Source organism: Streptomyces sp. NPDC048484, assembly GCF_040651415.1.
Classification (GTDB): Bacteria; Actinomycetota; Actinomycetes; order Streptomycetales; family Streptomycetaceae; genus Streptomyces.
Window position 1 is genome coordinate 60,606 of record NZ_JBEZJY010000009.1, and the last position, 25,216, is coordinate 85,821.

Here is a 25,216-nt window from a genome sequence, read left to right on the forward strand (position 1 = left end):
AAGCTCATGGCAGCGCTTCGCACAGTGCCTCCAGTGCGCCGGGCCAGCCGCTGTCGGACGGAGTTCCGTAGCCGACGACCAGGGCGTCCAGCGGTGCGGGCGTGGCGGCGGAGTGACGGTAGCTGGTCAGTCCGTGGACGGCCAGACCGTGCCAGGCCGCCGCCCGGACCACCGACCGCTCACTGCCGGGCGGGAGTCGGAGCACCGCGTGGAACCCCGCCGCGACACCGGTGGCCGTCACCGACGGGGCGCGGGCCGCCAGGGCCGAGACGAGCTGGTCGCGGCGTCTGCGGTAGCGGAGGCGGGAGGCGCGTACATGGCGGTCGTACGCGCCCGAGGTGATGAACTCCGCCAGCGTCAGCTGGTCCAGGGCACCGCACGACCAGTCCGCGCCGCCCTTCGCCGCAGTGATCTCGGGTGCCAGATCCGGCGGCATGACCAGCCAGCCGAGGCGCAGGCCGGGGGCGAGGGACTTGCTGGCGGTGCCGAAGTACACCACGCGGTCCGGGTCGAGGCCCTGCAGCGCGCCCACGGGCTGCCGGTCGTAACGGAACTCCCCGTCGTAGTCGTCCTCCAGGATCAGCCCGCCCGTGCGCCGCGCCCAGTCGACGACAGCCGCCCGGCGGTCGGGGTGCAGCGGCACGCCCATGGGGAACTGGTGGGCGGGTGTCAGCGGCCCCGCCCCCACGGTGCCGCCCGGACCACCGAAGTCCCGGCCGCCGCCGCCCGGACCGCTGAGGCCCGGACCACCGACGCTCGGACCATCGACGCCGAAGTTACCGACGCCGGGGTTACCGCCACTCGTGCCGCCCTCGGTCAACTCGTCCGTCCGCGTGCCCAGTTCGTCGAACGGCAGCGGTACCGAACCGAGTCCTGCCCGCTCGATCAGCCCCCAGTGCACATCGAGCCCGTACGACTCCACCGCGAGCGCCCGCGCCCCGCTGTCGCAGCACCGCCCCGAGAAGCTTCAGCCCGTGGACGAACCCGGAGCAGATGAGGACGTGTTCGGGGCCTGCGCGTACACCGCGGGCCCGGGCGAGGTAGCCCGCGAGGGCGGTACGCAGTTCGACGCGGCCACGCGGGTCTCCGTAACCGAGCGCGTCGTTCGGGGCCGCTATGAGGGCCCGGCGGGACGCCTTGAGCCACTCGGCGCGCGAGAAGGAGGCGAGGTCCGGGGTGCCGGCCTATGGGGGCATGGCGGCTATCCGGCCAGCCACGGCCTCCACGTCGGCTCGTGGCCCCGTACCCACTTCTGGGCCGCCTCCTCCGGGGACAGTTTCTGGTCCGCGATCATGAGGGAGACCTCGTTCTGGTCCGCGGTCGTCCACTTGAACTTCTTCAGGAAGGCGGCGGCCCCGCCACCGGACTTGGCGAAGTCCGCGTTGAGGTACTTCCGCAGCGGGGTGTGCGGATAGGCGCAGGCGACCGCGTCCGGGTCCGCGTCGCAGCCCTCCTTGTAGGCGGGCAGCTTCACCTCCGTCATGGGCACCTTCTTGAAAAGCCACTGCGGCGTGTACCAGTAGGTGAGGAAGGGCTTCTTCTCCTTGGCGAACTGCCTCATCTGGGTGATCTGGGCCGCCTCCGAACCGGCGAACACCACCTGGTAGTCGAGGTCCAGGTTCTTCACCAGCGCCTTGTCGTTCGTGACGTAGGAGGGCGAGCCGTCGAGCAGTTGCCCCTTGCCGCCGCTCTCGGCGGTGCGCAACTGGTCGGCGTACTTGTCCAGGTTCTTCCAGCTCGTCACATCGGGGTGCTGCTTCGCGAAGTACGTCGGTACGAACCAGCCGATGTGTCCGGTGACGCCGAGGCCGCCGCCGTCCGCGATGGTCTTCTTGTCCTTGACGTACCGCTGTTCCTGCTCGGGGTGGCCCCAGTCCTCCAGGATCGCGTCGACGCGGCCCTGGCTGAGCGCGTCCCACGCGGGGACCTCGTCGACCTGGACGGTGTCGACGCGATAGCCGAGCTCGTGCTCCAGCAGGTACTGCGCGACGGCCACGTTGGCCTGCGCGCCGACCCAGGACTGCACCGAGAGGGTCACGGTCTTCGCGCCCTGCGCGTTGGCGAAGGGCGAGGCCTGCTTGGTCATGTCGGCGGCTCCGCAGCCGGTGGTCAGCACCAGCAGGGAACAGCCGGCCGCGAGCGCACCTGTCATACGTGTACGCATCTCAGGTTCCCTTCTTCGTACGGCGCTGCGTCGGTTGCGTCACCCGGTCGAGCATCAGGCCGAGGCAGACGATCGCCGCGCCGGCCACCAGACCGGTGGCCAGGTCGCCCTGGGCGAGCCCGAACACGACGTCGTAGCCGAGCGCGCCACCGCCGACCAGGCCGCCGATGATGACGACGGCGAGGACGAGGACGACGCCCTGGTTCACGGCGAGCAGCAGGGCGGGACGGGCCAGCGGCAGCTGGACCTGGCGGAGTTGCTGCCAGCCGGTCGCGCCCATGGAGCGCGAGGACTCCATGGCCGCCGGGTCCACCTGGCGCAGGCCCTGCGTGGTGATGCGGACGACGGCGGGCAGCGCGTAGACAACCACGGCGGCGACCGCGGGGGCGCGGCCGACGCCGAAGAGCGCCACGACAGGGATGAGGTAGACGAACTGCGGCATCGTCTGGAAGACGTCCAGGACGGGACGCAGGAGCCGTTCGCAGCGCTCGCTCCTGGCCGCCGCGACGGCGGTCCCGAAGCCCAGGACCAGGGTGACCGCCACCGCCGCGAGGACCTGCGACAGCGTGTCGAGGGACGGCCCCCACACGCCGAGCACACCGATCCCGGCCATGGCGAGGACGGCGGTCAGCGCGGTGCGCCAGGTGCCGATCAGCCAGGCCAGCGCGGCGACGATCAGCAGGACCGACCACCAGGGCAGCCATTGCAGGCCGTCGCGCACCGGGTTCAGGACCCAGGTGGTGAAGTGGGCCGCCCAGTCGGCGGTGCCGCCCACGTAGGGGACACCCGAGTAGAGGTGGTCGGTCATCCAGTCGACCGCGCGGTTCACGGGCTCGGCGATGGGCACGAGCCAGGTCTCCGGCCAGTCGAGCCGGCCGGTCAGACGTCCGGCGACCGCGACGGCCAGTGCGGCGACGGCCGCGTAGGCCCAGCCGGCCCGGCGGCGGGGTCCGGTCTTGCCGAGCTCCGCCCCCGCATCCCCCGCATCCTCCGCGTCGCCCGCCGCTCCTGCGGCTCCGGCCGCTGCCGTCACCCGGTCCAGGACGACCGCGAGCAGCACGATCGGGATGCCGGCGGCGAGCGCGGCGCCCACGTCGACCGAGGCGAGTGCCTGGTAGACGCGGTCACCGAGGCCGCCCGCGCCGATGACGGACGCGATGACGGCCATCGACAGGGCCATCATGATGGTCTGGTTGAGGCCGAGCAGGAGTTCCTTGCGGGCGAGCGGCAGCCGGGCCGTGAGGAGCCGCTGCCGTGCGGTGGTGCCCAGGGACTCGACGGCCTCCATCACTCCGGCGTCCGCGCCGCGCAGGCCGAGCGCGGTGAGCCGGGCCATGGGCGGGGCCGCGTACACGACGGTGGCGAGCACCGCGGCCGGGACGCCGATGCCGAAGACGAGGACGACCGGCAGCAGGTACGCGAAGGCCGGGAGCACCTGCATGGTGTCAAGGACGGGGCGCAGCGCGCGGTACGTGAGGTCGGAGAGCCCGGCGGCGAGGCCGAGGAGCGCACCGAGGGCGACGGACGCGAGGACCGCGACCACCATGAGCGCGAGCGTCTGCATGGTGGGTACCCACATGCCGAGCAGGCCGCAGGTCAGGACCGCGGCAGCCGTCCCGAGCGCGAGCCGCACACCGGCGACCCGCCAGGCGACCAGCGCCGCCGCGGCCGTGACGCCCGCCCAGCCGGCGGCGAGCAGGACGAGGTAGACGGCACGTACGGAGAGGACGACCGCGTTGGAGACGTGCCCGAAGAAGTAGAGGAACAGCGGGTGGCTGTCGCGGTTGTCGACGATCCAGTCGCTGGCTCTGCCGAGGGGTTCGGAGAGGTCGACGGTGAGGGCGTGGGGCCAGGTGCCGCTCGCCCAGCGGGCGTCGGCCAGCGGGACGAGGACGGCTGCCGCGACGGCGAGCAGGACGAGCTTGCCGACGGCCGGGTGCCGGAGGAAGCCGAGGAAGCCGGGCAGGACGGTCCGGGGAGCGGACGCGGTGACGGTGGCCATCAAACCGCCCCCTTACGAGCCGATCCGCTCGACCCGGCCGACCCGGCCGACCCGGCAGATCCGGTGGCCGAGTCGGTCGAGTCGGTCGACCCGCTGGCCTCCTCGGTCGGCCACCCGTCGGCCGGCCCGGTCGCCCATCCGTCATCCGGCCCGGTGGACCGCTCGGAGCCCGCCGGTCCCGACCCCGCCGGTCCCGACCCCGCCGGTCCGGAGGCCACCGGTCCCGAGGGGCGTGTGTCTGTTCCCGCCACCACCCCGAGCAGCGCGTCCGAGTCCACGACTCCGAGGCAGCGCCCCTGGTCCATCACGCGGGCCGACTGTCCCGAGCGCGCGACCGCCTCGATGGCCTGCGAGACCGTGGCCTGCGGCGACAGGGCCGGGCCCTCGCCGGCTTCCTCCGCCGACGCGGCCCGCATGGCCCCGCGCACCGTCATGACCTGCTCGCGCGGCACGTCCCGTACGAACTCGCGTACGTAGTCGTCGGCGGGCGAGCCCACGATCTCCTCGGGCGTGCCCAACTGGACGATGCGGCCGTCCCGCATGAGGGCGATCCGGTCGCCGAGGCGCAGGGCCTCGTTCAGGTCGTGCGTGATGAACACCATCGTGCGGCCCTCCTCGCCGTGCAGCCGGATCACCTCCTCCTGCATGTCCCGCCTGATCATCGGATCGAGCGCACTGAACGGTTCATCGAACAGCAGGACCTCGGGGTCCACCGCGAGCGCCCGCGCGAGTCCGACGCGCTGCTGCTGCCCGCCGGAGAGCTGGCCGGGGCGCCGCTGCTCCATGCCTTCCAGGCCGACCTTCGCGACGACTCGCTGCGCCTTTTCCCGACGCTCGCGCCTGGGCACTCCCTGGACCTCCAGGCCGTACGCGACGTTGTCGAGCACGGAACGGTGCGGCAGCAGGCCGAAGTGCTGGAAGACCATCGCGGCGCGGTGGCGGCGCAGTTCACGCAGCCGCGCCTTGTCCATGGCGCGCACGTCCTCGCCGTCGATGGCGATCGTGCCGGCGGTCGGCTCGATGAGCCGGGTCAGGCAGCGTACGAGGGTGGACTTGCCCGAGCCCGACAGACCCATGACGACGAAGACCTCGCCCTTGCGCACATCGAAGCTCACGTCCCGGACCGCGACCGTGCAGCCGGTACGGGACCGGAGTTCGGCGGCGGGGAGGGAGGCGAGTTCGGGGTCGGCGGGGACCCGGTCGGCCTTCGGCCCGAAGACCTTCCACAGTCCTTCGACGGAGAAGACGGGCTCGTCACCCCGGCGCTCGACAGCGGCGGTGTCAGCGGCGGCAGCGGCAGCGTTCTGAACAGCGGTTGACGTACTCATCACGCACCGCCTGCCAGCAGGTCCACGCACTTCTCGCCGACCATGAGCACGCCGATCATCGGGTTCACGGCGGGCATCGTCGGGAAGACGGACGCGTCGGCGATCCTGATGCCGTCGAGGCCACGGACACGCAACTCGGGGTCCACGACGGCGAGTCGGTCGTCCGGCGCGCCCATCCGGCACGTGCCCGCCGGGTGGTACACCGTGTGGGCGACCTTTCGCGCGTACTCGCCGAGTTCCTCGTCCCCGGTGACATCGGGTCCGGGGCACACCTCGCGCTTGAGCCAGTGCGCGAGCGGCTCGGCCTTCGCGATCTCGCGGGCGATCCTGATGCCGTCGACGAGGGTGCGGCCGTCGTAGTCGTCCTCGTCCGTGAAGTAACGGAAGTCGAGGGCGGGCTTCTCGGCCGGGTCGGCGCTCGTCAGATAGAGACGGCCGCGGCTGCGCGGCTTGGGGATGTTCGGGGTCATCGAGACGCCGTGCTCGGGGCGTTCGTAGCCGAGTCGCTCCGGATTGTCCGTGAACGGGATCTGGTAGAAGTGGAACATCAGGTCGGGGCCCGCCTGTTCGGGGTCCCGCCGCACGAACAGGCCCGCGTCCGAGTCCATCGCGGAGTTCTCGGGGATCGGCCCGTCGGTCTCCCAGACGATGACCGACTCGGGGTGGTCGAGCAGGTTCTCCCCCACGCCCGGCAGGTCGTGGGCCACGGGTATGCCGAGCTTCTCCAGGTCCTCGCGCGGCCCGATGCCGGAGTGCAGCAGCAGCCGGGGCGAGTCGACGGCGCCGGCGCACAGCAGGACCTCGTTGCGCGCTTGTAGGAGGAGTTCGTCCCCGTCCTTCGTCGTCACGTGGACGCCGCGGGCCCTGGTCCCGTCCAGTTCCAGCCGGTGCGCCCAGGTCTCCAGGAAAAGGTGCAGGTTGGGCCGCTCGTCCATGACGGGGTGCAGATACGCGACGGACGCGCTGGAGCGCTTGTTGGTCTCCGGGTGGTACGCGAGGTCGAAGAATCCGGCACCCTCGGTGAAGGGCTTCTTGTTGAACCCCTCCACGCGCGGCACGTTCAGCGTCGACTGCGCGGATTCCACGAAGTCGCGGGCGATGGCGTTCCGGTCCTTCTCATCGACCGGGACGATGTTGTTGCGCAGGCGCGGGAAGTACGCCTCCATGGGGACCGCGCCCCAGCCCTCGGCGCCCGCCGCCTCCCATTCGTCCCAGTCGGACGGCAACGGCTTGAACGCGATGAGGGTGTTGTGCGAGGAGCAGCCGCCGAGGACCCGGGCGCGGCTGTGCCGGATGTGCGAGTTGCCTCGCGGCTGCTCGGTCGTCGGGTAGTCGTAGTCCAGGTCCCCGCCGAGCAGGCCCATCCAACGGCGCAGGGTCAGCACGTCGTCGCGGTCGACGTCACTGGGGCCGCCCTCGATCACGGCGACGGTGACGTCGGGGTTCTCGGTGAGACGGGAGGCTATGACGGATCCCGCGGTGCCGCCGCCTATGACGACGTAGTCGTACGTGTGCTCAGGCTCATGCTGATGCTCGTGCTCGTTTTCGGGCATGCGAGGGCGCTCCAGGGTGCCTTGTGCTGTGGGGAGTTGATGAAGGGGGTCGTGACGGCGGCCGTGCCGAGGGCTGTGAAGGGGGGCTGTGAAGGGGCCGGGGGCGATCGGGGGTGGGGCGTCAGCCCGCGAACCACCGGACCGGCTTCGGCGCGAGGTTCTGGTACACGTGCTTGGTCTCGCGGTACTCGGCGAGCCCCGCGGGCCCGAGTTCGCGCCCGACCCCGCTCTTGCCGAAGCCGCCCCACTCCGCCTGCGGAAGGTAGGGGTGGAAGTCGTTGATCCAGACGGTGCCGTGCCGCAGCCGTCCGGCCACGCGGCGGGCACGTCCCGCGTCGGCGGTCCAGACTCCTCCCGCGAGCCCGTACTCCGTGTCGTTGGCGAGCGCGACGGCCTCGTCCTCGGTGCGGAAGGTCTCCACCGTCAGGACCGGCCCGAACACCTCTTCCCGTACGACGCGCATGTCGCGGTGGCACTGGTCGAGGACGGTCGGCTCGTAGAAGTAGCCGGTGGCGGGACGCTCGGCGGACGGCTCGGGGCGGGCGCCGCCGGTCCGCAGCACCGCACCCTCCGCCAGGGCGGAGGCCACGTAGTCCTCGGTCTTCTCCCGTTGTTCGGCGGAGACGAGCGGGCCGCACTCCACGCCCGCCTCGGTGCCGCGGCCGAGCCGGATCCGCTCGGCCCGCCGCACCAGTTCGGTGACGAAGCGGTCGCGTACCGACTCCTCGATGATGAGCCTGGAGCCGGCCGAGCAGACCTGGCCGCTGTGGATGAACGCGGCGTTGAGGGCCTGGTCGACGGCGGTGTCGAAGCTCTCCTCGGTGGCGCAGGCATCGGCGAAGACGACGTTGGGGTTCTTGCCGCCGAGTTCGAGGGCGACCTTCTTGACGGTGACGGCGGCGGCCTGCGCGACCTTCGTACCGCTGGCGAGACCGCCGGTGAAGGAGACGAGGTCGACGTCCGGGTGCTCCGCGAGGCGGGCGCCGACGCTGTGCCCCGGGCCGGTGACGATGTTGGCGACTCCGGCGGGCAGCCCGGCCTCGACGAGCAAGTCGATGAGGGCGACGGTGGTCAGCGGGGTGATCTCGCTGGGCTTGATCACGAAGGTGTTTCCCGCGGCGAGGGCGGGTGCGATCTTCCAGCTTGCCTGCAACAGCGGGTAGTTCCAGGGCGTGATCATCGCGCAGACGCCGAGGGGTTCGTGCACGACGACGCTGTGGATGTCGTCCGAGCCGGCGTCGACAACCCGTCCGCCGCCCTCTCCGACGACGAGATCGGCGAAGTACCGGAAGGCGTCGGCGACGCAGTCGATGTCGACCCGCCCCTCCTCCAGCGTCTTGCCCGCGTCCCGGCTCTCCAGGAGTCCGAGCCGCTCACGGCCGCGGACGAGGAGGTCGGCGACACGGCGCAGAAGCTCGGCCCGCTCCGTGACGGGCGTGCGGGGCCACACGCCGTGGTCGAAGGCGTACCGGGCGGCCTCGACGGCGGCGTCCGTGTCCGGCACGCCGCCTTCGCTGACCGCCGCGAACGGTTTCGCGTCCGCCGGGTCGAGGATGTCCCGGGTGGCTCCCGACGTGGCCGCACGCCACGTTCCGCCCACATGAATCGTCTGCTGCGCCTGGTGTCCCGACATGATCGGCCTTGCACTTCCGTTCCTGTGTTCGTGCCCCTGTGTCACACCGCGTCGCTCTCGGGGGGCCGGGACCACCTGCCCCCCGACCCGGAATGCATGCGCACTCCGTGGACGAAGTGCGCGGCGTCACTGACAAGCCGCCCGAAACAGGGGCAGAAACGACAGACAGTCGCGTGCGCAGCCGCATGGACTCCCCATCTTCCTTTGACTAAAGTCAAAGGTTATGAGGTCAAAGTCAGAGGCGGGGTCAGAGCCGGTGTCACAGTCGGCGCCCGCGCCGGTGTCCGCGGCGCACGTGACCACTTTGCGTCGCTTCAACCGCTACTTCACGCGTCGGATCGGCGTGCTGGACGATCACTACCTCGGGCAGGACCGGCCGCTCGGCGAGGCCCGGCTGCTCTTCGAGATCGGGGCCGGCGCGTCCCTCAGGGATCTGAGGACCCGGCTCGGCCTGGACGCCGGATACCTGAGCCGGATGGTGCGCGCGCTGGAGAGCCAGGGGCTCGTCCGGGTCACCGTGCACCCGGCGGACAGCAGGCTGCGCCTCGCGGAACCCACACCCGCAGGGCAGGACGAGCTGGCGGAGCAGAACCGCCGTGCGGACGACCTCGCCGAGGGGCTGCTGCGCGGGCTGAGCGAGACCCAGCGGGGGCGGCTGACCGAGGCCGTCGCGGTCGCCGAGCGGCTGCTGCGCCTGGCCGCGATCACGGTACGGACCGTCGACGCCGCGTCGGCCGACGCACGTGCCTGCCTCGCCGGCTTCGCCGCCGAACTCGACGAGCGGTTCCCCGAGGGATACGACACGGCCGACCTCGTACCGCCCGGGCGGATCACCGCCTTCCTCGTCGCGTACGAGGAGGAGCGTGCCGTCGGCTGCGGGGCGCTGTGCGCGCTCGACACCGCGACGGCCGAGATCCGGCACCTCTGGGTACACCCGGACGGCCGCGGGCTGGGCCTGGGGCGACGGCTTTTGACCGAACTGGAGCGCACGGCCGCCGAGCGCGGACACCACGTCGTACGCCTCGACACGCACAAGGTCCTCAAGGAGGCCGCGGCGATGTACCGCACCGGCGGGTACACCGAGATCCCGGCGTACGACGACAACCCCCACGCCGGATACTGGTTCGAGAAGACCCTGCCCCGCTGACCGCCTGGCCGTCACCTGAGCGCCACCGGGTGCGGAACGCACTGATCCCCGGGCGGCTGCCCGGGGATCAGTGGAAGAACAGCGTTCAGCGGGAGAGCGGTGCTCAGATGAGGCCGAGGGCGCGGACCGCCTCGCGCTCCTCCTCCAGCTCCTTCACCGACGCGTCGATGCGGGCGCGGGAGAACTCGTTGATGTCGAGGCCCTGGACGATCTCGTACGAGCCGTCCTTCGTGGTGACGGGGAAGGAGGAGATGAGGCCCTCCGGAACGCCGTACGAACCGTCGGACGGGATGCCCATGGAGGTCCAGTTGCCGTCCGCGGTGCCGTTGACCCAGGTGTGCACGTGGTCGACGGCGGCGTTCGCGGCCGAGGCGGCGGAGGAGGCGCCACGGGCCTCGATGATGGCCGCGCCGCGCTTGGCGACGGTCGGGATGAACTCCTCGGCCAGCCACTTCTCGTCGTTCACGGTCTCGGCGGCGTTCTTGCCGGCGACCGTGGCGTGGAAGATGTCGGGGTACTGGGTGGCGGAGTGGTTGCCCCAGATGGTGAGGCGCTTGATGTCCGCGACCGTCGAGCCCGTCTTCTTCGCGAGCTGCGTGAGCGCGCGGTTGTGGTCCAGACGGGTCATCGCCGTGAAGCGCGCGGCCGGTACGTCCGGGGCGGCGGCCTGGGCGATGAGGGCGTTGGTGTTGGCCGGGTTGCCGACGACGAGGATCTTGACGTCGTCGGCGGCGTTGTCGTTGATGGCCTTGCCCTGCGGCTTGAAGATGCCGCCGTTGGCGGAGAGCAGGTCGCCGCGCTCCATGCCCTTGGTACGAGGGCGGGCACCGACGAGGAGACCGACGTTCGTGCCGTCGAAGGCGACGTTCGGGTCGTCCGTGATGTCGATGCCCTGGAGGAGCGGGAAGGCGCAGTCGTCGAGCTCCATGGCGGTGCCCTCGGCGGCCTTGAGCGCCGGCGTGATCTCAAGGAGACGCAGCTTGACCGGCACGTCCGCGCCGAGCAGTTGGCCGGAGGCGATGCGGAAGAGCAGGGCGTAACCGATCTGGCCGGCCGCGCCGGTGACGGTGACGTTCACGGGAGTGCGGGTCATGGCGTTCTCCGTATGGCAGCTGACGGTGGGGCGTCCCTGCCCCGGGGTACGGAATCCCGGCCCTGTCGCCGCGATGATCGATCACCGGTGCCGATGATCGATCTCTCGGCGTCAAGAGAGATCCAGCGGTCAGGCTATCGCGCATCCGGGATCCCGGACGGCCGGGTCCGATGTGGCCCACCCCACAAGGCCGAGCCCTGGTCACGAACCCGCCGCGAACCGACGCGAACGGGACGCGAACCCGAGGCGCCGGGCCTCACCGAGAGGGCGCGAAGAAGGCGGCCGTCGATCCGGGAGAGTGGGCCGACGACCGCCAGGTGGGTGTGCCGGTCGGCAGAGAGGGCTGTACGCCCTCCCGACGTGATGCCGGACTCCCGTGGGGGTAACGTGCGCCTGCCCCGAAGTACGGCAGGCATGCCTACCTCTCAGCGATCGATCGCTGACACGCCGCGAGCGACGGCTGACACGCCACGATGGATGGCCGGCGCGCCGCAACGCGAAGGGGCGCCCGACTCGATCGAGTCTGGCGCCCCTTCGACCGCGTCCAGTGAGGGCCGGCCCGTATCGCACGCGCTCGCACGATCTCACGACCGCACGTGGTCGCACGTGGCGCACGTGGTTACTTCGTGCACCCCTTCTGACCCGACTGGAGCGTCGCGCAGGCCTTCGCCCCGGTGGCGTTCTTCACCGCGACCATCGGGGTGTAGGCGTCGGTGTCCGTGTCGACCTCCGCGGTCTGCGGCGCGGCCGAGCCCGCCGTTATCCGGACCGCATCCCCGGCTCCGGCCGCCGTGATACGGGCCCAGGCGGCACCGCATGTCTCGCTGTATCGGACCTCGACCTGGGTGGTGCCGACGACGGCCTTCTCCACGGTCTGCGCCAGCGTCCCGCCACAGCCCATGTTCTCCGGGTCCTTGCCCGCGCAGTCCGCGCCGCTGCACTCGACACCGGGCGGCAGCTCCTTGCTCACTGTCGGGCTCGGGGTCGGCTGCTTGGCCTCGTTCCCGCCCTTGCCGTCGTCGCCGGAGTTCGTGAGGAACACGGCCGCGGCTATCACCACGAGCGCGCCCACGACGCCGGCGAGGAACATGGTGAGCCGCCGCTTCCGCCGCTGCCCGTCGGGCGAACCGCCGGGCTGCGGCCGCGCGTCCTGTGGCGGCCCCCCGACCGGACCGTAGGAACCGGCCGGGCCGGCCGGGCCGGCCGGCCCGAAGGCCCCGGACGGACCGAGGCCGGAGGCCTCGGACGCACCAGCGCCTCTGGGTCCGGCGGCCTGGGGCGCCCCCGGAGGCGAAGCGACGACTCCCCAGCCGCCGCCACCCCGCGAACCCGCACCGGCACCCGCTCCGGCACCGGCACCGGCACCGGAGCTTGCGCCCTCGCTGCCGCCGGCATCGGAACCGGCGCCAACACCGGCACCGGCACCGGCACCGGCCTCGTACGGCGGCCTGCGCTCGTCCCCGTCCCCCTGTACAGGGGGCTGCGGAGGCATGGTGGGCGCCACCCCGGCGGGACCTGCGATACCCGGCTTGGGCGCGGCCGTCGCGCTCCCCCCGGCACGCGCCTGCTTCCCGTTCTTTCCCCCCTTGGCCGGAGCCGGCCCGAACTCTCCGAGCGCGGCGCGCGCCTGGGAGATCCGGATCGCCTCCATGGTCATGTCGTGACGCGCCTCCGAGCGGCTCCAAGCCCGCTCGGCCAGCTCCCACATGGTCGTCATATGGAGCGGATTGGTCCCGGTCACCTCGGCCAACGCCACGATCGCGCCCTTGGGTGCGAGCAGCCGGCCGTTCAGATACCGCTCCCAGGACGTCTTGCTGTACCCGGTCCGGTCGGCCACGGCGGCGATACTCAGTCCGCTGCGGTCGACGAGCCGGCGCAGTTGGCTGGCGAACTCCCTGACCTGCGGATCGAGTTCATCCGGCAAGGCCCTCCAACGAGGCATTGCTACCCCCCTCTTTCCCCCGTACGTGCTGGTCTCTTCCCGCGCGTGAAGCCCTGTGCCGAGTCCCCGCTCTCGCTACCCGCAGGGATGCGCCCAGCCAGGATCTCAGTTCCCGGGATGGGGGCGCACGGGAGCATTCAGGCCTGTGGGCACGCACCGTTGCATGCCCGCTGGTCAGCGGTCCAGTGTCCCACCGACTTCCCGCTCGGCTGACGAGAGGGCCCGGCCGGCGCGCAGGACGTCCCGGAGCATCCCGATTGCCCAGATTATCGATGATCTCGGGGGTGATCGACGCACATCCTCGCAATTGTCAATTCATCGACACGCGGGGAACACACGCACGGTCTCCTGCGTCACTCGCGTCTTCAGGGGGATCACACGCACACCTGGGGCAGCGCGGATCGTCGACTGCTCACCTCCGTCACCTTCAAGCGACGGCCGCGGTCGGTCAGCCAGGCTATCGACGGAAGCGGCGGCGCGTACGGCGTCCGGTACGACCGGTGCCGACAACGGCGTATTTTCCGGTCGGCCGCCCCAGAGCGACGGGTCCCTGCGCGTGGGACGTACCGGAACCGTCACCTTCGCGCCACAGGCAACGGACAGGTATTGAAGCGCCGTCGGCATCTCCATGACCCTGGATTCCAGGCGGCGCCCCTCCGTACTCGGGGGAGTGGACGGGCGCCACTCCCACTGACCGGCCCGACGGGACCACCGGTCAGTCTCCGGGCACCGACACCCGACCACGGTTCGTCCTGGTCCGGCGTGTGGTGCGTGGTGCACAGTGGCCCGCCCTCCTCCGGGGGGAGAGGGCGGGCCACTGACTGTCCCGAAGGGGAACGCTCACGTCCTGATCGTGAAGTGCAGCGTCTCGTCCAGGAACGGGAGTTCCAGCCAGGGGTTGGGCTGAGCCATCATCGCGAGCAGTGCGATGGTCATTCCCAGGACGCCGTACGTGACGAGGTCCGTGAACCGGGAGCGGACGGCGAGCATGCCCACGTCGGGCAGCATCCAGCGCATGGCGGCGCCCACGAGCAGCGCGACGCCGATCAGCAGGGTGCCGAGCTTGAACGCGTCCAGCGCGGTCAGCAGCAGTCCGAGTCCGACCATGCCGGTGACCGCGAGGATCGGCCACTGCCGTGCGGGCGCGGGCGCGCCGCGGGGGGCCGCCCTGCCGCCGCCCTCGGGCCGCGCGGTGTCCCGGGTGAAGAGCGGAAATCGCCGCGTGACGCGTCGGGGCTGCCCATCGGGGCCTGGCGCGCTGACGGCGTCACGAACGGTGAAATCGTCGTCCTGGGCGGGAGGGCCGGCGATGCCATCGGCTTCGGCTTTGACTCCGACTCCAGCTTCGGCTGCGGCCGCAGGCTTGCCCTCGGCTCCGGTTTCAGACTCCGACTCCGACTCGGACTCCAGTACCGGTTTCGGTTCCGAGCCCGGTTCCGATGCTGCGGCCGCGTCCGTTCCCGTCTCCGTCTCCGTTCTCGTCTCCGCTTCCGACACCGGGCCCGAAGAACCGGCTTGTGCCGCGGCGTCCCCTTCTGCCGGGGCTCCCGGCTCGTGCTCAGCCGGCACTGCGTTCCGCCGCCTCGACCACGTTGACGAGGAGCTGGGCGCGGGTCATCGGGCCCACTCCGCCCGGGTTCGGCGAGATCCACGCGGCGACCTCGGCCACACCGGGGTGGACGTCGCCGACGATCTTGCCCTCGGCGTTGCGGGAGACCCCGACGTCGAGGACGGCCGCCCCCGGCTTCACGTCCTCGGGGCGGATGAGGTGCGCGGAGCCCGCCGCGGCGACGATGATGTCGGCTCCGCGCAGGTGCGAGGCCAGGTCACGCGTGCCGGTGTGGCACTGCGTCACCGTCGCGTTCTCCGAGCGTCGTGTGAGCAGCAGCGGCATCGACCGGCCGATGGTCACACCGCGGCCGACGACCACGACTTCGGCGCCCTTGATCTCGACTCCGTACTGGCGGAGCAGGGTGAGAACGCCGTTCGGGGTGCAGGGCAGCGGGGCCGGCTCGTTCAGCACGAGACGGCCGAGGTTCATCGGGTGGAGCCCGTCCGCGTCCTTGTCCGGGTCCATCAGTTCGAGGATGCGGTTCTCGTCGATGCCCTTGGGGAGCGGCAGCTGGACGATGTACCCGGTGCAGGACGGGTCCTCGTTGAGTTCACGGACGACCGCCTCGATCTCCTGCTGCGTGGCGGTCGCGGGCAGTTCGCGCTGGATGGAGGCGATGCCGACCTGGGCGCAGTCGCGGTGCTTGCCCGCGACGTACTTCTGGCTGCCGGGGTCCTCACCCACCAGCACGGTGCCGAGTCCGGGCGTGATGCCCTTCTCTTTCAGGGCCGCCACGCGGACGGTCAGATCGGACTTGATCGCGGCTGCGGTGGCCTTGCCATCGAGAATCTGGGCGGTCATGGCCCCTATCCTCGCGGATGACCGGGTCCCGGTTCCAATCGGGCCGGGCAACTACGGCCGCTCGACCCGTGCGCCCCGGGCGCATGGTGCCGGAGGACACTGCTGCGAAGATCACGCAGGTTGCAGCTGCACAACACCTGATTCTCCGGGCTGGACAAGAACTCGCCCTTCCTAGAACGATGAACAGTGCAGTACTGCGGTCAGCGTCGGGGGACAAACCGCTCACATCATCATGTTCCTCCGCGCATGTCCGCCTCGTCCCCGCATGTGCAACGGAGGAAACCCACCATGAGTTTCGGCCCGCCCAACGATCCGTACGGACAGCCGCCCAACGATCCTTACGGACAGCCGCAGAACCCTCAGTACGGACAGCCGCAGAACCCCCAGCAGGGCTACGGCCACCCGCAGCAGGGTCAGCCCCAGCCTCCCGGTTACGGATACCCGCAGGCACCGCAGGGCGTCCCGCCGCAGCAGGGGTACGGCTACCCCCAGCAGGGCCAGCCTCCCGGCTACGGCTACCCCGGAGGGGCGGGCCCCCGGGTCGCCTCCATGGGCCGCCGCTTCGGAGCCCGTTGCATCGACGCCGTGGCCTTCTTCATCATCTACTTCGTCCTGGGCGCCATCGGCCTCGCGAATTCGTTCAACGCGGCCAGCGACTGCGACCCGAACGCCGCCGACTACAACACGTGCATCGACAACGCCAGCTCGGACATCGCGGCCAAGGTGGGAGCCGTGATCGGCGTCCTCGCGGTCGTCGGTCTGCTCTACGAGTGGCTGATGACCGGCCTGGTGGGCGGCACGCTGGGCAAGCTCGCCGTCGGCATCCGCGTCGTGAAGGTCGACACCGGCCAGAAGCCCGGCCTGGGCTCCTCGTTCATCCGCTACATCATCCCGATCGTGGGCAGCCTGGCCTGTGGCATCGGCCAGCTCCTGGTCTACCTCTCGCCGTTCTGGGACAAGTCCGGCCGCCAGCAGGGGTGGCACGACAAGGCCTCAAGCACGATGGTCATCCAGCACTGACCCAGTACTGAACCAGCACTGATCCAGCGCTCATCACCGCATCAGGGCCGTGTCACGACGTGACACGGCCCTGATGCGTTCGCTCGACGGCGCTGGTGGGACTGGTGGGACTAGTGGGACTGGTGGAACCAGCTGATGGGACTTGGGACTAGTGGAAGAAGTGCCGCGTCCCGGTGAAGTACATGGTCACGCCGGCCTTCTTGGCCGCCTCGACCACCAACTCGTCACGGACCGAACCGCCGGGCTGGACCACCGCCTTGACACCGGCCTCGGTCAGGATCTCCAGGCCGTCGGGGAAGGGGAAGAAGGCGTCCGAGGCGGCGAAGGAGCCCCGGGCACGCTCGGCGCCGGCGCGCTCGACCGCGAGCTTGGCGGAGTCGACGCGGTTGACCTGGCCCATGCCGACACCGACGGAGGCGCCGCCCTTGGCGAGGAGGATCGCGTTGGACTTGACGGCCCGGCAGGCCCGCCAGGCGAAGGCCAGCTCGTCCAGCTCGCCCTGCGACAGGGGCTCGCCGGTCGCCAGGGTCCAGGAGGACGGGTCGTCGCCGTCGGCCTGGAGGCGGTCGGTGACCTGGAGGAGCCGGCCGCCGTCGATCTGCTTGACCTCGACCCGCGCGGACGGGCCCTGGTGGGCGCGCAGCACCCGGATGTTCTTCTTCTTGGCGAGAGCCTCCAGCGCGCCGTCCTCGTACTCGGGGGCGACGATGACCTCGGTGAAGATCTCGGCGACCTGCTCCGCCATCTCCTTGGAGACCGGGCGGTTGACGGCGATGACGCCGCCGAACGCCGACATCGGGTCGCAGGCGTGCGCCTTGCGGTGCGCCTCGGCGACGTTCGCGCCGATCGCGATGCCGCACGGGTTGGCGTGCTTGATGATCGCGACGCACGGGTCGTCGTGGTCGTACGCGGCACGGCGCGCGGCATCCGTGTCCGTGTAGTTGTTGTACGACATCTCCTTGCCGTGCAGCTGCTCGGCGTCGGCCAGACCGCCCGACCCGTCAACGTAGAGCGCGGCGCCCTGGTGCGGGTTCTCGCCGTAGCGCAGGGTGTTGCGCTTCTCGAAGGTCAAGCCGATGAACTCGGGGAAGCCCGAGTCGTCGGCGGGCGCGTACGAGCTCGCGAACCAGGAGGCCACGGCCACGTCGTACGCGGCGGTGTGCTGGAACGCCTCGGCCGCCAGACGCTTGCGGGCGTGCAGGTCGAAGCCGCCATCGCGGACGGCGGACAGCACGTCGGCGTACCGCTCGGGGCTGGTGACCACGGAGACGGACGGGTGGTTCTTGGCGGCGGCGCGGACCATCGACGGGCCGCCGATGTCGATCTGCTCGACGCACTCGTCGGGGGTGGCGCCCGAGTCGACGGTCTCCCGGAACGGGTAGAGGTTCACGACGACCAGCTGGAACGGCTCGACGCCCAGCTCGCCGAGCTGCTGCCGATGGGACTCCAGCCGCAGGTCGGCGAGGATGCCCGCGTGCACGCGCGGGTGCAGGGTCTTGACGCGGCCGTCCAGGCACTCGGGGAAGCCGGTGAGCTCCTCGACCTTGGTGACCGGGACCCCGGCGGCGGCGATCTTCGCGGCGGTGGAGCCGGTGGAGACCAGCTCGACGCCCGCCCCGTGCAGGCCGCGGGCGAGCTCTTCGAGTCCGGTCTTGTCGTAGACGCTGACGAGCGCGCGCCGGATGACCCGCTTGGTGCTCTCGGCCGTGCCTGTGCTCTCGGCGGTCACTGGATAACTACCTTTCGTCCCTCAATGCGATAGCCGTTGCGGGCGAGCCGCCCCACGACATCGACGAGCAGCCTTCGCTCGACTTCCTTGATGCGCTCATGGAGAGCGGAACCATCGTCTTCGTAGTCCTCGTTCCGGACCTCGACCACGCCCTGGGCGATGATCGGGCCGGTGTCGACGCCGTCGTCGACGAAGTGGACGGTGCACCCGGTGACCTTCACGCCGTGGGCGAGGGCGTCACGGACGCCGTGCGCCCCCGGGAAACTGGGCAGCAGAGCGGGGTGGGTGTTCACCAACCGGTTGCCGAAACGGGCCAGGAACTCCTTGCCCACGATCTTCATGAACCCAGCCGAGACGACAAGATCCGGTGCGTACGCGTCGGTGGCCTCGGCCAGAGCCGCGTCCCACTCGTCACGGGTCCCGTAATCCTTCACCCGGCACACGAAGGTCGGCAGCCCGGCCCGCTCGGCGCGCTCCAGGCCGGCGGCGCCGTCGCGGTCCGCGCCGACCGCGACGATCTCGGCTCCGTAGGCGGCCGCCCCCTGCGACGCGACCGCGTCGAGGAGAGCCTGCAGATTCGTACCTGATCCGGAGACCAGCACGACGAGGCGCTTGGCCTTGGCCACGGCGGGGCCCTTTCTCGGGGAGTGCCTTTGTACGGTCGTACGAATACTTCGCGCTCCCTGATACGGGGAAGTCTACGAAGCGGCCGACCGTCAGCAACGATACCGGCACACCGGGCGGCCCCCACGGGACGGGGGCGTGGCCGGAAGGTAGCGTCTGGGGAGGATCCGCCCGGGGAAGACAGTCCGCGCAGGGGAACGCCTTTTGCGCACGGGACGTTGACCAGGGACGGGTACGAACGTCCGGGGCATGGTCTCAGGACACGTAACCAGCACCAGCTCTGTGGACACCGACCTGTGGACACGTTGCCCGCCGAATACCACCAAGGGGAAGACGCACACCTGATGCCGGACCGAAGTCTGCGACGCCCTCCGCTCCTGCTGCGCGAGCGGCGCTCCTCTCCCACTCCGCCGCGGGAGAGCGACGACGTGCCCGAGAGCGGGCAGGGCTCCGCGGGCGGCCACGGTTCCGCAGGTGGGGACTCCGGTGCGCCGGCCTCCGGACAGCGGCCCGAGCCGCCCCGGGTGCCGGAAACCTCCTCGGACGACAACCCCTTCGCCCCGCCCCCGGAGGGCTCCCCCGACCAGCCGTGGCAGCCTCGGCGGCCCGCGGGCGGCCAGGGTCAGGACGGCCGGAACAGCCAGGACGACGGAGACACCCCCTGGGGCAGCCAGTGGAGCGACCGGCAGCCCGGCCCCGCGCAGGACGGCCGTTTCGGTGACAAACCCGGTTCCGGTTCCTCGGGCGGCCCTGGTGGCGGCCAGGGCGGTCCGGAGGGGCGCGGCGGGCCGGGGACCGGTATGCGCTGGGATCCGACCGACCCCGCGCAGCGGCACGCTCGGTTCGCCTTGCTGTCCGGCATGTGGGCGTTCTTCTTCGCCCTCTTCAGCTGGCCGTACGTGGCGCTGCTGCTCGGCGCGCTGGCCCTCCACTGGGCGATCAGCGCGCTGCGCGCCAAGTCGCGTCCACCGAACCCGGACACCCCGGCGCCGTCGTCCCAGGGCTCGAAGCCCCAGGCCACCGCGGCGATCAGCGGCCTGGTCACGGCGTCCCTGGCGCTCGTCCTGGTGGCGATGACGTTCACGGCACAGCTCGTGTACCGCGACTACTACACCTGCGTGAACGATTCCCTCACCAACACGGCGGAGAAGTCCTGCGACGACCTTCTGCCGGACCAGTTGCAGGGGCTGCTGGGAACGCGCAGCTGACCAGCAGTCGGTAGAGAGAATCGATCGTCAGTCCGGGGGGGCGATCCGGTCGCCGGGGATGGACGCCTTCTTCAGCGCTGCCCAGCGGGCCTCGCGTGCGACGTCGTCGTGCCAGAGAGAACCGAGGGAGCCGGAGGTGGGCAGGAAGTCGTACGGCTCGAGGTCGGGATCGAGGGCCGCACGACTGTCCCCGGGTGCCCCGGGCGCCTCCTCCGCACGCCGCCCGAACCGGAACCGCGAGAACCATGGGGACGAGGAGGACGAGGAGGACGAGGAGGCTGGTGGCGAGGGCGTAGGTGAGGGCGTGGGAGGACGGCTCTGCGACTTCTGATCTGAGGTCGCCCGCGCTGAAGGCCCCTCCGCCGAGAGTCCCTGGACCGAGAGCCCCTGGGTCGACGGCTGCTGGGGCGACGGCCCTTCGGCCGACTGCCCTTCGGCCGACTGCTCGTGGTCTCGTTCATGCCGAGCCCGGAGTCCGGGTACCGGAAGTCCCCGTACCCGGTGCTCTCGGCCTCGTTCTCGGTGCTCTCGTCCCCAGAGCCCCCGCCCGCCTGACGGCTGTTCCCCGGGCGCGCGTCCCCAGGGTGCCCGGGGCTCGCGCAGGCGCCAAGCGCGCAGGGCCAGACTCGTCGGCAGTCCCACCACCGCGATCCAGCCCGCCGCAGCCGGCCCCGTCCGCCACCAGACGGGGCCGAAGTCGGCGAGTGCGGCCACGCCGAGGGGCCCGCCCGCCAGGGTGGCGAGCACCGCGAAGGCCAGGCCGCACAGAATCGCCGCGAGTGTCAGGGTCTCGGCGGTCCGCCCGCATGACCAGGCCGCCGCGCGCCGGGCAGCCGCGTCCTCTCCTCTGGCCACCGAGGCCGTACCCGCCCTCCCCGCGGCACTCACCTCTCGCACCGCACTCGCCGCGCCCGCGTCCTTGCGTCCCGGCACTCCCGCCCCGACCGTGAACCAGGCCACCACGACCCCGGCAACCAGGGGCACGGCTCCCGCCGCCCAGTTCAGCGGTGTACCCGATCCCGCATCCGGAACGGCTGCCAGCAGGGGAAAGGGTGGCAGCCGCGAGCCGGGGTCCGACAGCAACGGCCCCGCCGCGTGCCCGGCTCCGAGCGCGAACCCGGGGCCGAGGGCGTACGCGGCACCCCAGACCGCCGCGTTCGGGATGAGGGCCAGCGCCAGCAGCAGCACCGAGACCCGGCCCGACCAGCTCTCCGTCAGCTGCAGGAACGACTGCCGCGCCGGGCCTCCGTGCCACACCAGAGAGGCACCGGCGAGCACGGCCCCTCCGCCCACGAGCGCCGCGGCCCCGGCTGACGCGGCACGCACAGCGTCCGGGAGCCGGGACCCGGCGGCGACGGGAGCAAGGGGAAGACCGTCCAGGACTTGGCGCAGGGACGGCGGCAGAGACCCGAGCGGTCGCCCGTACGCCGACCAGACGCCGACCCCCGCCGCGGTCACCGCGAGCAGCGGCGGCCACAGGACGACGGACGTCCACGACGGGCGTGGCTCCCCGCCCGACGCGTACACCGCTGCGGCGGCGCCGACCACCAGGTAGCCCACGACGGCTCCGCCCCACGCCGTGCTGACGGGGGGCGGCACGGAGCCGTCGTCGCCGTCCGCCGCGTCGCGCCCCGCGCGGTACAGCAGCCACGCGGGCAGCGCGACCAGGAGCAGCGGGGTCACACCAATGGGTGCGGGTACTCCGGACAACGTGTTCGTGCGGACGAGTTCGGCGCCGTGCGCCAGCAGCCACAGCGAGGCGGCGACGTGCAGCGTCCCGTCGGGGCCTCTGTCCGGATAGGGCGAACTGATCCACAGGACCGTCACGAGTACGGCGAACGCGCCCAGCCCGAGGGCCGCCGCGAGCGTGCCGCCCACCAGGCCGGCGGCCAGTCCGGGCGACCGTACCCGCAGCCGGGAGGGCACGGGGGGCAACGACGGGCTTCGGTCCGGGCTTCGGTCCGAGCTTCGGTCCGGACTGCGATCCGGGTTTCGATCCGGGTTTCGGTCGGTCATCTGGGTCACGCCCGCCATGCTCCCAACGACACGCGCTTTCCCGTCGTAACAGGCGAACCTCGGATGTGTCGCCCAATATATGTTTTATGTACTTTTACGTACGAAAGGGTGCCCGGTGACGCAGACCGCTGCCCCGGCCGCTGCGGCTGCTGACGCCGATACGGCTGCCGATGCCGAAGCCGATGCTGCGGCTCCTGGTGATGCTGCGGCTCCTGGTGATGCTGCGGCTCCTGGTGATGACCTGGCTCCCGCTGCCACCCTGACGGCCGCTCAGGCCTTCGACGCCCTCTACACCTTCGCCGCCCCCGCCCTCGTACGGCAGGCGTATCTGCTCACCGGGCGGCGTGAGCTGGCGCGGGAGTCAGTTGAGCGGGCCTTCCAACTGGTGTGGCAGCGCTGGCCCGAGGTGGCGGTCGACCGGGATCCGGCGGGCTGGGCGCGTGCGGCGGCGTACGAGTACGCGATGTCCCCCTGGCACCGGGTGCGGGTTCGCCACCGTCTCCCGGAACCGCCGCCCGTAGCCCTGGACGACCGCCGGCTGCTGTCTGCCCTGCTGAGTCTTCCGCCCGTCTACCGGCGGACCCTGCTCCTCTACGACGGGATCGGGCTCGGGCTGCCGGAGACCGCGGCCGAGACGGAGGCGAGCACTCCGGCGGCGGCGAACCGGCTGCTGTACGCGCGCGCGGCCATCGCCGCGCGCCTCCCGGAGCTGGCGGAGAATCAGGAACTGCGACGGCGGCTGACGGAACTCGGCAACACGGACCGGCTGCGGGCCGCCCCGAAGCCCGTCGTCGTGCGCATGGGCAGCGAACGCCGGGCCCGCCGCTGGACCCGCACGGCCATCGCCTTCACTGTCCTGATCATCGGTTCCACCGCGTTCACGCTCCACACGGCTGCCGACCACTACGAGGCCCCGCAGGTTCCGGCCACGATGGTGCCCGGGGCGCCGCCGCGCTCGGGGCCCGCCCCGCTGTCGGTGGAGGAAGTGGAGCTCCGCGGCAAGCTGCGCACCATGTTCGGAGACGGTCCGCAGAGGCTCCTTCCACAGCTTCGCTGAGATGCGCCGGTGCCGGTGCCGGCGCCAGCGCCGCGGTCGCTGCCGCTGCCGGGTAACGCGGATGGGCCCGCACCCCGAGTGAGGGTGCGGGCCCATCCGCGTACGGCTGACGACGTACGGCTAACGGCAGACGGTGAAGATGCCTGATCAGCCGGCGAGGATGGCGCGGGCCAGCTTCGCCGTCTCGGTCGGCGTCTTGCCGACCTTGACGCCGGCGGCCTCAAGGGCCTCCTTCTTCGCAGCGGCCGTGCCGGAGGAGCCGGAGACGATGGCACCGGCGTGGCCCATGGTCTTGCCCTCGGGCGCCGTGAAGCCCGCGACGTAGCCGACGACCGGCTTGGTCACGTTCTTCGCGATGTAGTCCGCCGCACGCTCCTCGGCGTCGCCACCGATCTCACCGATCATGACGATCAGGTCGGTGTCGGGGTCGGCCTCGAACGCGGCGAGCGCGTCGATGTGCGTCGTACCGATGACCGGGTCGCCACCGATGCCGACGGCCGACGAGAAGCCGATGTCACGGAGCTCGTACATCATCTGGTACGTCAGCGTGCCGGACTTCGAGACCAGGCCGATACGGCCCGGCTTCGTGATGTCGCCCGGGATGATGCCGGCGTTGGACTGTCCCGGGGTGATGAGACCGGGGCAGTTCGGGCCGATGATACGGGTCTTGTTGCCCTTCGACTTCGCGTACGCCCAGAAGGCGGCGGAGTCGTGGACGGCGATGCCCTCGGTGATGACGACCGCGAGGGGGATCTCGGCGTCGATGGCCTCGACGACGGCGGCCTTGGAGAAGGCCGGCGGCACGAAGAGGACGGACACGTTGGCGCCCGTCTTCTCGATGGCCTCCGCGACCGTGCCGAAGACCGGGATGTCGGTGCCGTCGATGTCGACCGACGTGCCGGCCTTGCGCGGGTTCACACCGCCGACGATGTTCGTGCCGTCGGCGAGCATGAGCTTGGTGTGCTTCATGCCCGTGGCACCGGTCATGCCCTGGACGATGACCTTGCTGTCCTTGTTGAGGAAGATAGCCATGGCTGTTCTGTCCCTCGTCCCTTACTTCGCGGCCGCGAGCTCGGCGGCCTTGTCGGCCGCGCCGTCCATGGTGTCCACGCGCTGCACCAGCGGGTGGTTGGCGTCGGAGAGGATCTTGCGACCCAGCTCGGCGTTGTTGCCGTCGAGACGGACGACCAGCGGCTTGGTGACTTCCTCGCCCTTGTCGGCGAGCAGCTGCAGCGCCTGGACGATGCCGTTGGCGACCTCGTCACAGGCGGTGATGCCACCGAAGACGTTGACGAAGACGGACTTGACGTCCGGGTCGCCCAGGATGATCTCCAGGCCGTTCGCCATGACCGCGGCGGAGGCGCCGCCGCCGATGTCGAGGAAGTTGGCCGGCTTCACGCCGCCATGGTTCTCACCGGCGTACGCGACGACGTCGAGGGTGCTCATGACGAGACCCGCGCCGTTGCCGATGATGCCGACCTCGCCGTCGAGCTTGACGTAGTTGAGGTTCTTCTCCTTGGCGGCGGCCTCCAGCGGGTTGGCCGCGTCCTTGTCCTCAAGCGCCGCGTGGTCCGCCTGGCGGAACTCGGCGTTCTCGTCCAGAGAGACCTTGCCGTCCAGCGCCAGGACGTCGCCGGAGGCGACCTTGGCGAGGGGGTTGACCTCAAGGAGAAGCGCGTCCTCGGCGACGAAGGTGGCCCACAGGGTCACGAGGATCTCGGCGACCTTCTCGGCCACCTCGGCCGGGAACTTCGCCAGGGCCACGATCTCGCGGGCCTTCTCGATCGAAACGCCTTCAACGGCGTCGACCGGGACCTTCGCGAGGGCCTCGGGGGTCTTCTCCGCGACCTCCTCGATGTCCATGCCGCCCTGTACGGACGCCATGGCGAGGAAGGTGCGGTTCGTGCGGTCGAGGAGGTACGAGACGTAGTACTCCTCCAGAATCTCCGGGGCCGTCTCGGCGATCATCACCTTGTGGACCGTGTGGCCCTTGATGTCCATGCCGAGAATGTCCGTCGCGCGAGCGACGGCCTCGTCCGGGGTGCCGGCCAGCTTCACGCCGCCGGCCTTGCCGCGGCCACCGACCTTGACCTGCGCCTTGACGACGGACTTGCCGCCAAGTCGCTCGGTCGCCGCGCGCGCCCCTTCAGGCGTGTCGATGACTTCACCGGCCAGCACCGGTACACCGTGCTTGGCGAAGAGGTCCCTCGCCTGGTACTCGAACAGGTCCACGCGCGTCCGTCCCTATCAGGTAATTCGCGGTTCGTTGTCTGCGTGGGCGTGCCGC

The 25,216-nt window shown here is 71.1% G+C and carries 18 protein-coding genes and 1 pseudogene; 4 read left to right on the plus strand and 15 right to left on the minus strand.

Annotation, left to right across the window (positions count from 1 at the left end; translation table 11 throughout):
• Nucleotides 1–4 precede the first annotated feature (4 nt).
• From AB0D14_RS11425 to AB0D14_RS11450, 6 genes and pseudogenes are all read right to left on the minus strand, one after another.
• Nucleotides 5–1,175, minus strand: a pseudogene (locus tag AB0D14_RS11425) (PLP-dependent aminotransferase family protein); the annotation flags it as partial.
• Between the two features lie 26 nt (nt 1,176–1,201).
• A complete protein-coding gene (locus tag AB0D14_RS11430; protein WP_362777140.1) occupies nt 1,202–2,164 on the minus strand; it encodes an ABC transporter substrate-binding protein in 963 nt (320 codons plus the stop codon).
• Between the two features lies 1 nt (nt 2,165).
• Entirely contained in the window at nt 2,166–4,166 is a 2,001-nt protein-coding gene (locus tag AB0D14_RS11435; protein WP_362777143.1) for an ABC transporter permease subunit, read from the minus strand.
• The gene (locus AB0D14_RS11440) at nt 4,166–5,494 is read right to left on the minus strand and encodes a glycine betaine/L-proline ABC transporter ATP-binding protein (protein WP_362777146.1); all 1,329 of its coding nucleotides are present in this window, start codon (nt 5,492–5,494) and stop codon (nt 4,166–4,168) included. Before AB0D14_RS11440 ends, AB0D14_RS11435 begins: the two co-directional genes overlap by 1 nt.
• Nucleotides 5,494–7,047, minus strand: a complete 1,554-nt coding sequence (locus AB0D14_RS11445; RefSeq protein ID WP_362777149.1) for a GMC oxidoreductase — start codon at nt 7,045–7,047, stop codon at nt 5,494–5,496. Before AB0D14_RS11445 ends, AB0D14_RS11440 begins: the two co-directional genes overlap by 1 nt.
• Before the next feature lie 121 nt (nt 7,048–7,168).
• Nucleotides 7,169–8,680, minus strand: a complete 1,512-nt coding sequence (locus AB0D14_RS11450) for an aldehyde dehydrogenase family protein (protein ID WP_362777151.1) — start codon at nt 8,678–8,680, stop codon at nt 7,169–7,171.
• 295 nt (nt 8,681–8,975) lie between these two features.
• Here AB0D14_RS11450 and AB0D14_RS11455 point away from each other — a divergent pair, with 295 nt between their 5' ends.
• Nucleotides 8,976–9,827: a GNAT family N-acetyltransferase gene (locus AB0D14_RS11455; RefSeq protein ID WP_362777153.1), complete on the plus strand. Its 852-nt coding sequence runs from the start codon at nt 8,976–8,978 to the stop codon at nt 9,825–9,827.
• Between the two features lie 103 nt (nt 9,828–9,930).
• On the opposite strand, the gene AB0D14_RS11460 is transcribed toward AB0D14_RS11455, so the two are convergent.
• The 4 genes from AB0D14_RS11460 to AB0D14_RS11475 form a co-directional block, all read right to left on the minus strand.
• Nucleotides 9,931–10,920, minus strand: coding sequence for a malate dehydrogenase (locus AB0D14_RS11460; protein ID WP_362777155.1), 990 nt, complete (start codon nt 10,918–10,920; stop codon nt 9,931–9,933).
• 619 nt (nt 10,921–11,539) lie between these two features.
• On the minus strand, nt 11,540–12,862 hold the full coding sequence (locus tag AB0D14_RS11465; RefSeq protein WP_362777156.1) for a DUF2690 domain-containing protein: 1,323 nt from the start codon (nt 12,860–12,862) through the stop codon (nt 11,540–11,542).
• 840 nt (nt 12,863–13,702) lie between these two features.
• Entirely contained in the window at nt 13,703–14,359 is a 657-nt protein-coding gene (locus AB0D14_RS11470) for a DUF3017 domain-containing protein (RefSeq protein ID WP_362777157.1), read from the minus strand.
• Between the two features lie 61 nt (nt 14,360–14,420).
• Nucleotides 14,421–15,275 (minus strand): bifunctional methylenetetrahydrofolate dehydrogenase/methenyltetrahydrofolate cyclohydrolase, encoded by an 855-nt coding sequence (locus AB0D14_RS11475; protein WP_362777160.1) that lies wholly within the window; start codon nt 15,273–15,275, stop codon nt 14,421–14,423.
• 288 nt (nt 15,276–15,563) lie between these two features.
• Between AB0D14_RS11475 and AB0D14_RS11480 the strand changes: the two genes are divergently transcribed.
• Nucleotides 15,564–16,295 (plus strand): RDD family protein, encoded by a 732-nt coding sequence (locus AB0D14_RS11480; RefSeq protein WP_362777162.1) that lies wholly within the window; start codon nt 15,564–15,566, stop codon nt 16,293–16,295.
• A gap of 148 nt (nt 16,296–16,443) precedes the next feature.
• On the opposite strand, the gene purH is transcribed toward AB0D14_RS11480, so the two are convergent.
• Nucleotides 16,444–18,024 carry a bifunctional phosphoribosylaminoimidazolecarboxamide formyltransferase/IMP cyclohydrolase gene (purH, locus tag AB0D14_RS11485; RefSeq protein WP_362777163.1) on the minus strand — a complete coding sequence of 527 codons (1,581 nt, stop codon included), beginning with the start codon at nt 18,022–18,024 and terminating at the stop codon, nt 16,444–16,446.
• A complete protein-coding gene (gene purN, locus AB0D14_RS11490) occupies nt 18,021–18,650 on the minus strand; it encodes a phosphoribosylglycinamide formyltransferase (RefSeq protein ID WP_362777165.1) in 630 nt (209 codons plus the stop codon). Before purN ends, purH begins: the two co-directional genes overlap by 4 nt.
• 342 nt (nt 18,651–18,992) lie before the next feature.
• On the opposite strand from purN, the gene AB0D14_RS11495 reads away from it, so the two are divergent.
• On the plus strand, nt 18,993–19,856 hold the full coding sequence (locus AB0D14_RS11495; protein WP_362777168.1) for a hypothetical protein: 864 nt from the start codon (nt 18,993–18,995) through the stop codon (nt 19,854–19,856).
• Nucleotides 19,857–19,883: 27 nt separating this feature from the next.
• On the opposite strand, the gene AB0D14_RS11500 is transcribed toward AB0D14_RS11495, so the two are convergent.
• The gene (locus AB0D14_RS11500) at nt 19,884–21,791 is read right to left on the minus strand and encodes a DUF6350 family protein (protein WP_362777170.1); all 1,908 of its coding nucleotides are present in this window, start codon (nt 21,789–21,791) and stop codon (nt 19,884–19,886) included.
• A 196-nt stretch (nt 21,792–21,987) separates the two neighbouring features.
• Here AB0D14_RS11500 and AB0D14_RS11505 point away from each other — a divergent pair, with 196 nt between their 5' ends.
• Nucleotides 21,988–22,929, plus strand: coding sequence for an RNA polymerase subunit sigma-70 (locus tag AB0D14_RS11505; protein WP_362777172.1), 942 nt, complete (start codon nt 21,988–21,990; stop codon nt 22,927–22,929).
• Between the two features lie 147 nt (nt 22,930–23,076).
• Here the strand turns inward: AB0D14_RS11505 and sucD are convergent, their stop codons facing one another.
• Both sucD and sucC read right to left on the minus strand, forming a co-directional pair.
• Nucleotides 23,077–23,961: a succinate--CoA ligase subunit alpha gene (gene sucD / locus AB0D14_RS11510; protein WP_362777175.1), complete on the minus strand. Its 885-nt coding sequence runs from the start codon at nt 23,959–23,961 to the stop codon at nt 23,077–23,079.
• 21 nt (nt 23,962–23,982) lie between these two features.
• Entirely contained in the window at nt 23,983–25,161 is a 1,179-nt protein-coding gene (gene sucC / locus AB0D14_RS11515; RefSeq protein ID WP_362777178.1) for an ADP-forming succinate--CoA ligase subunit beta, read from the minus strand.
• Nucleotides 25,162–25,216 lie beyond the last annotated feature (55 nt).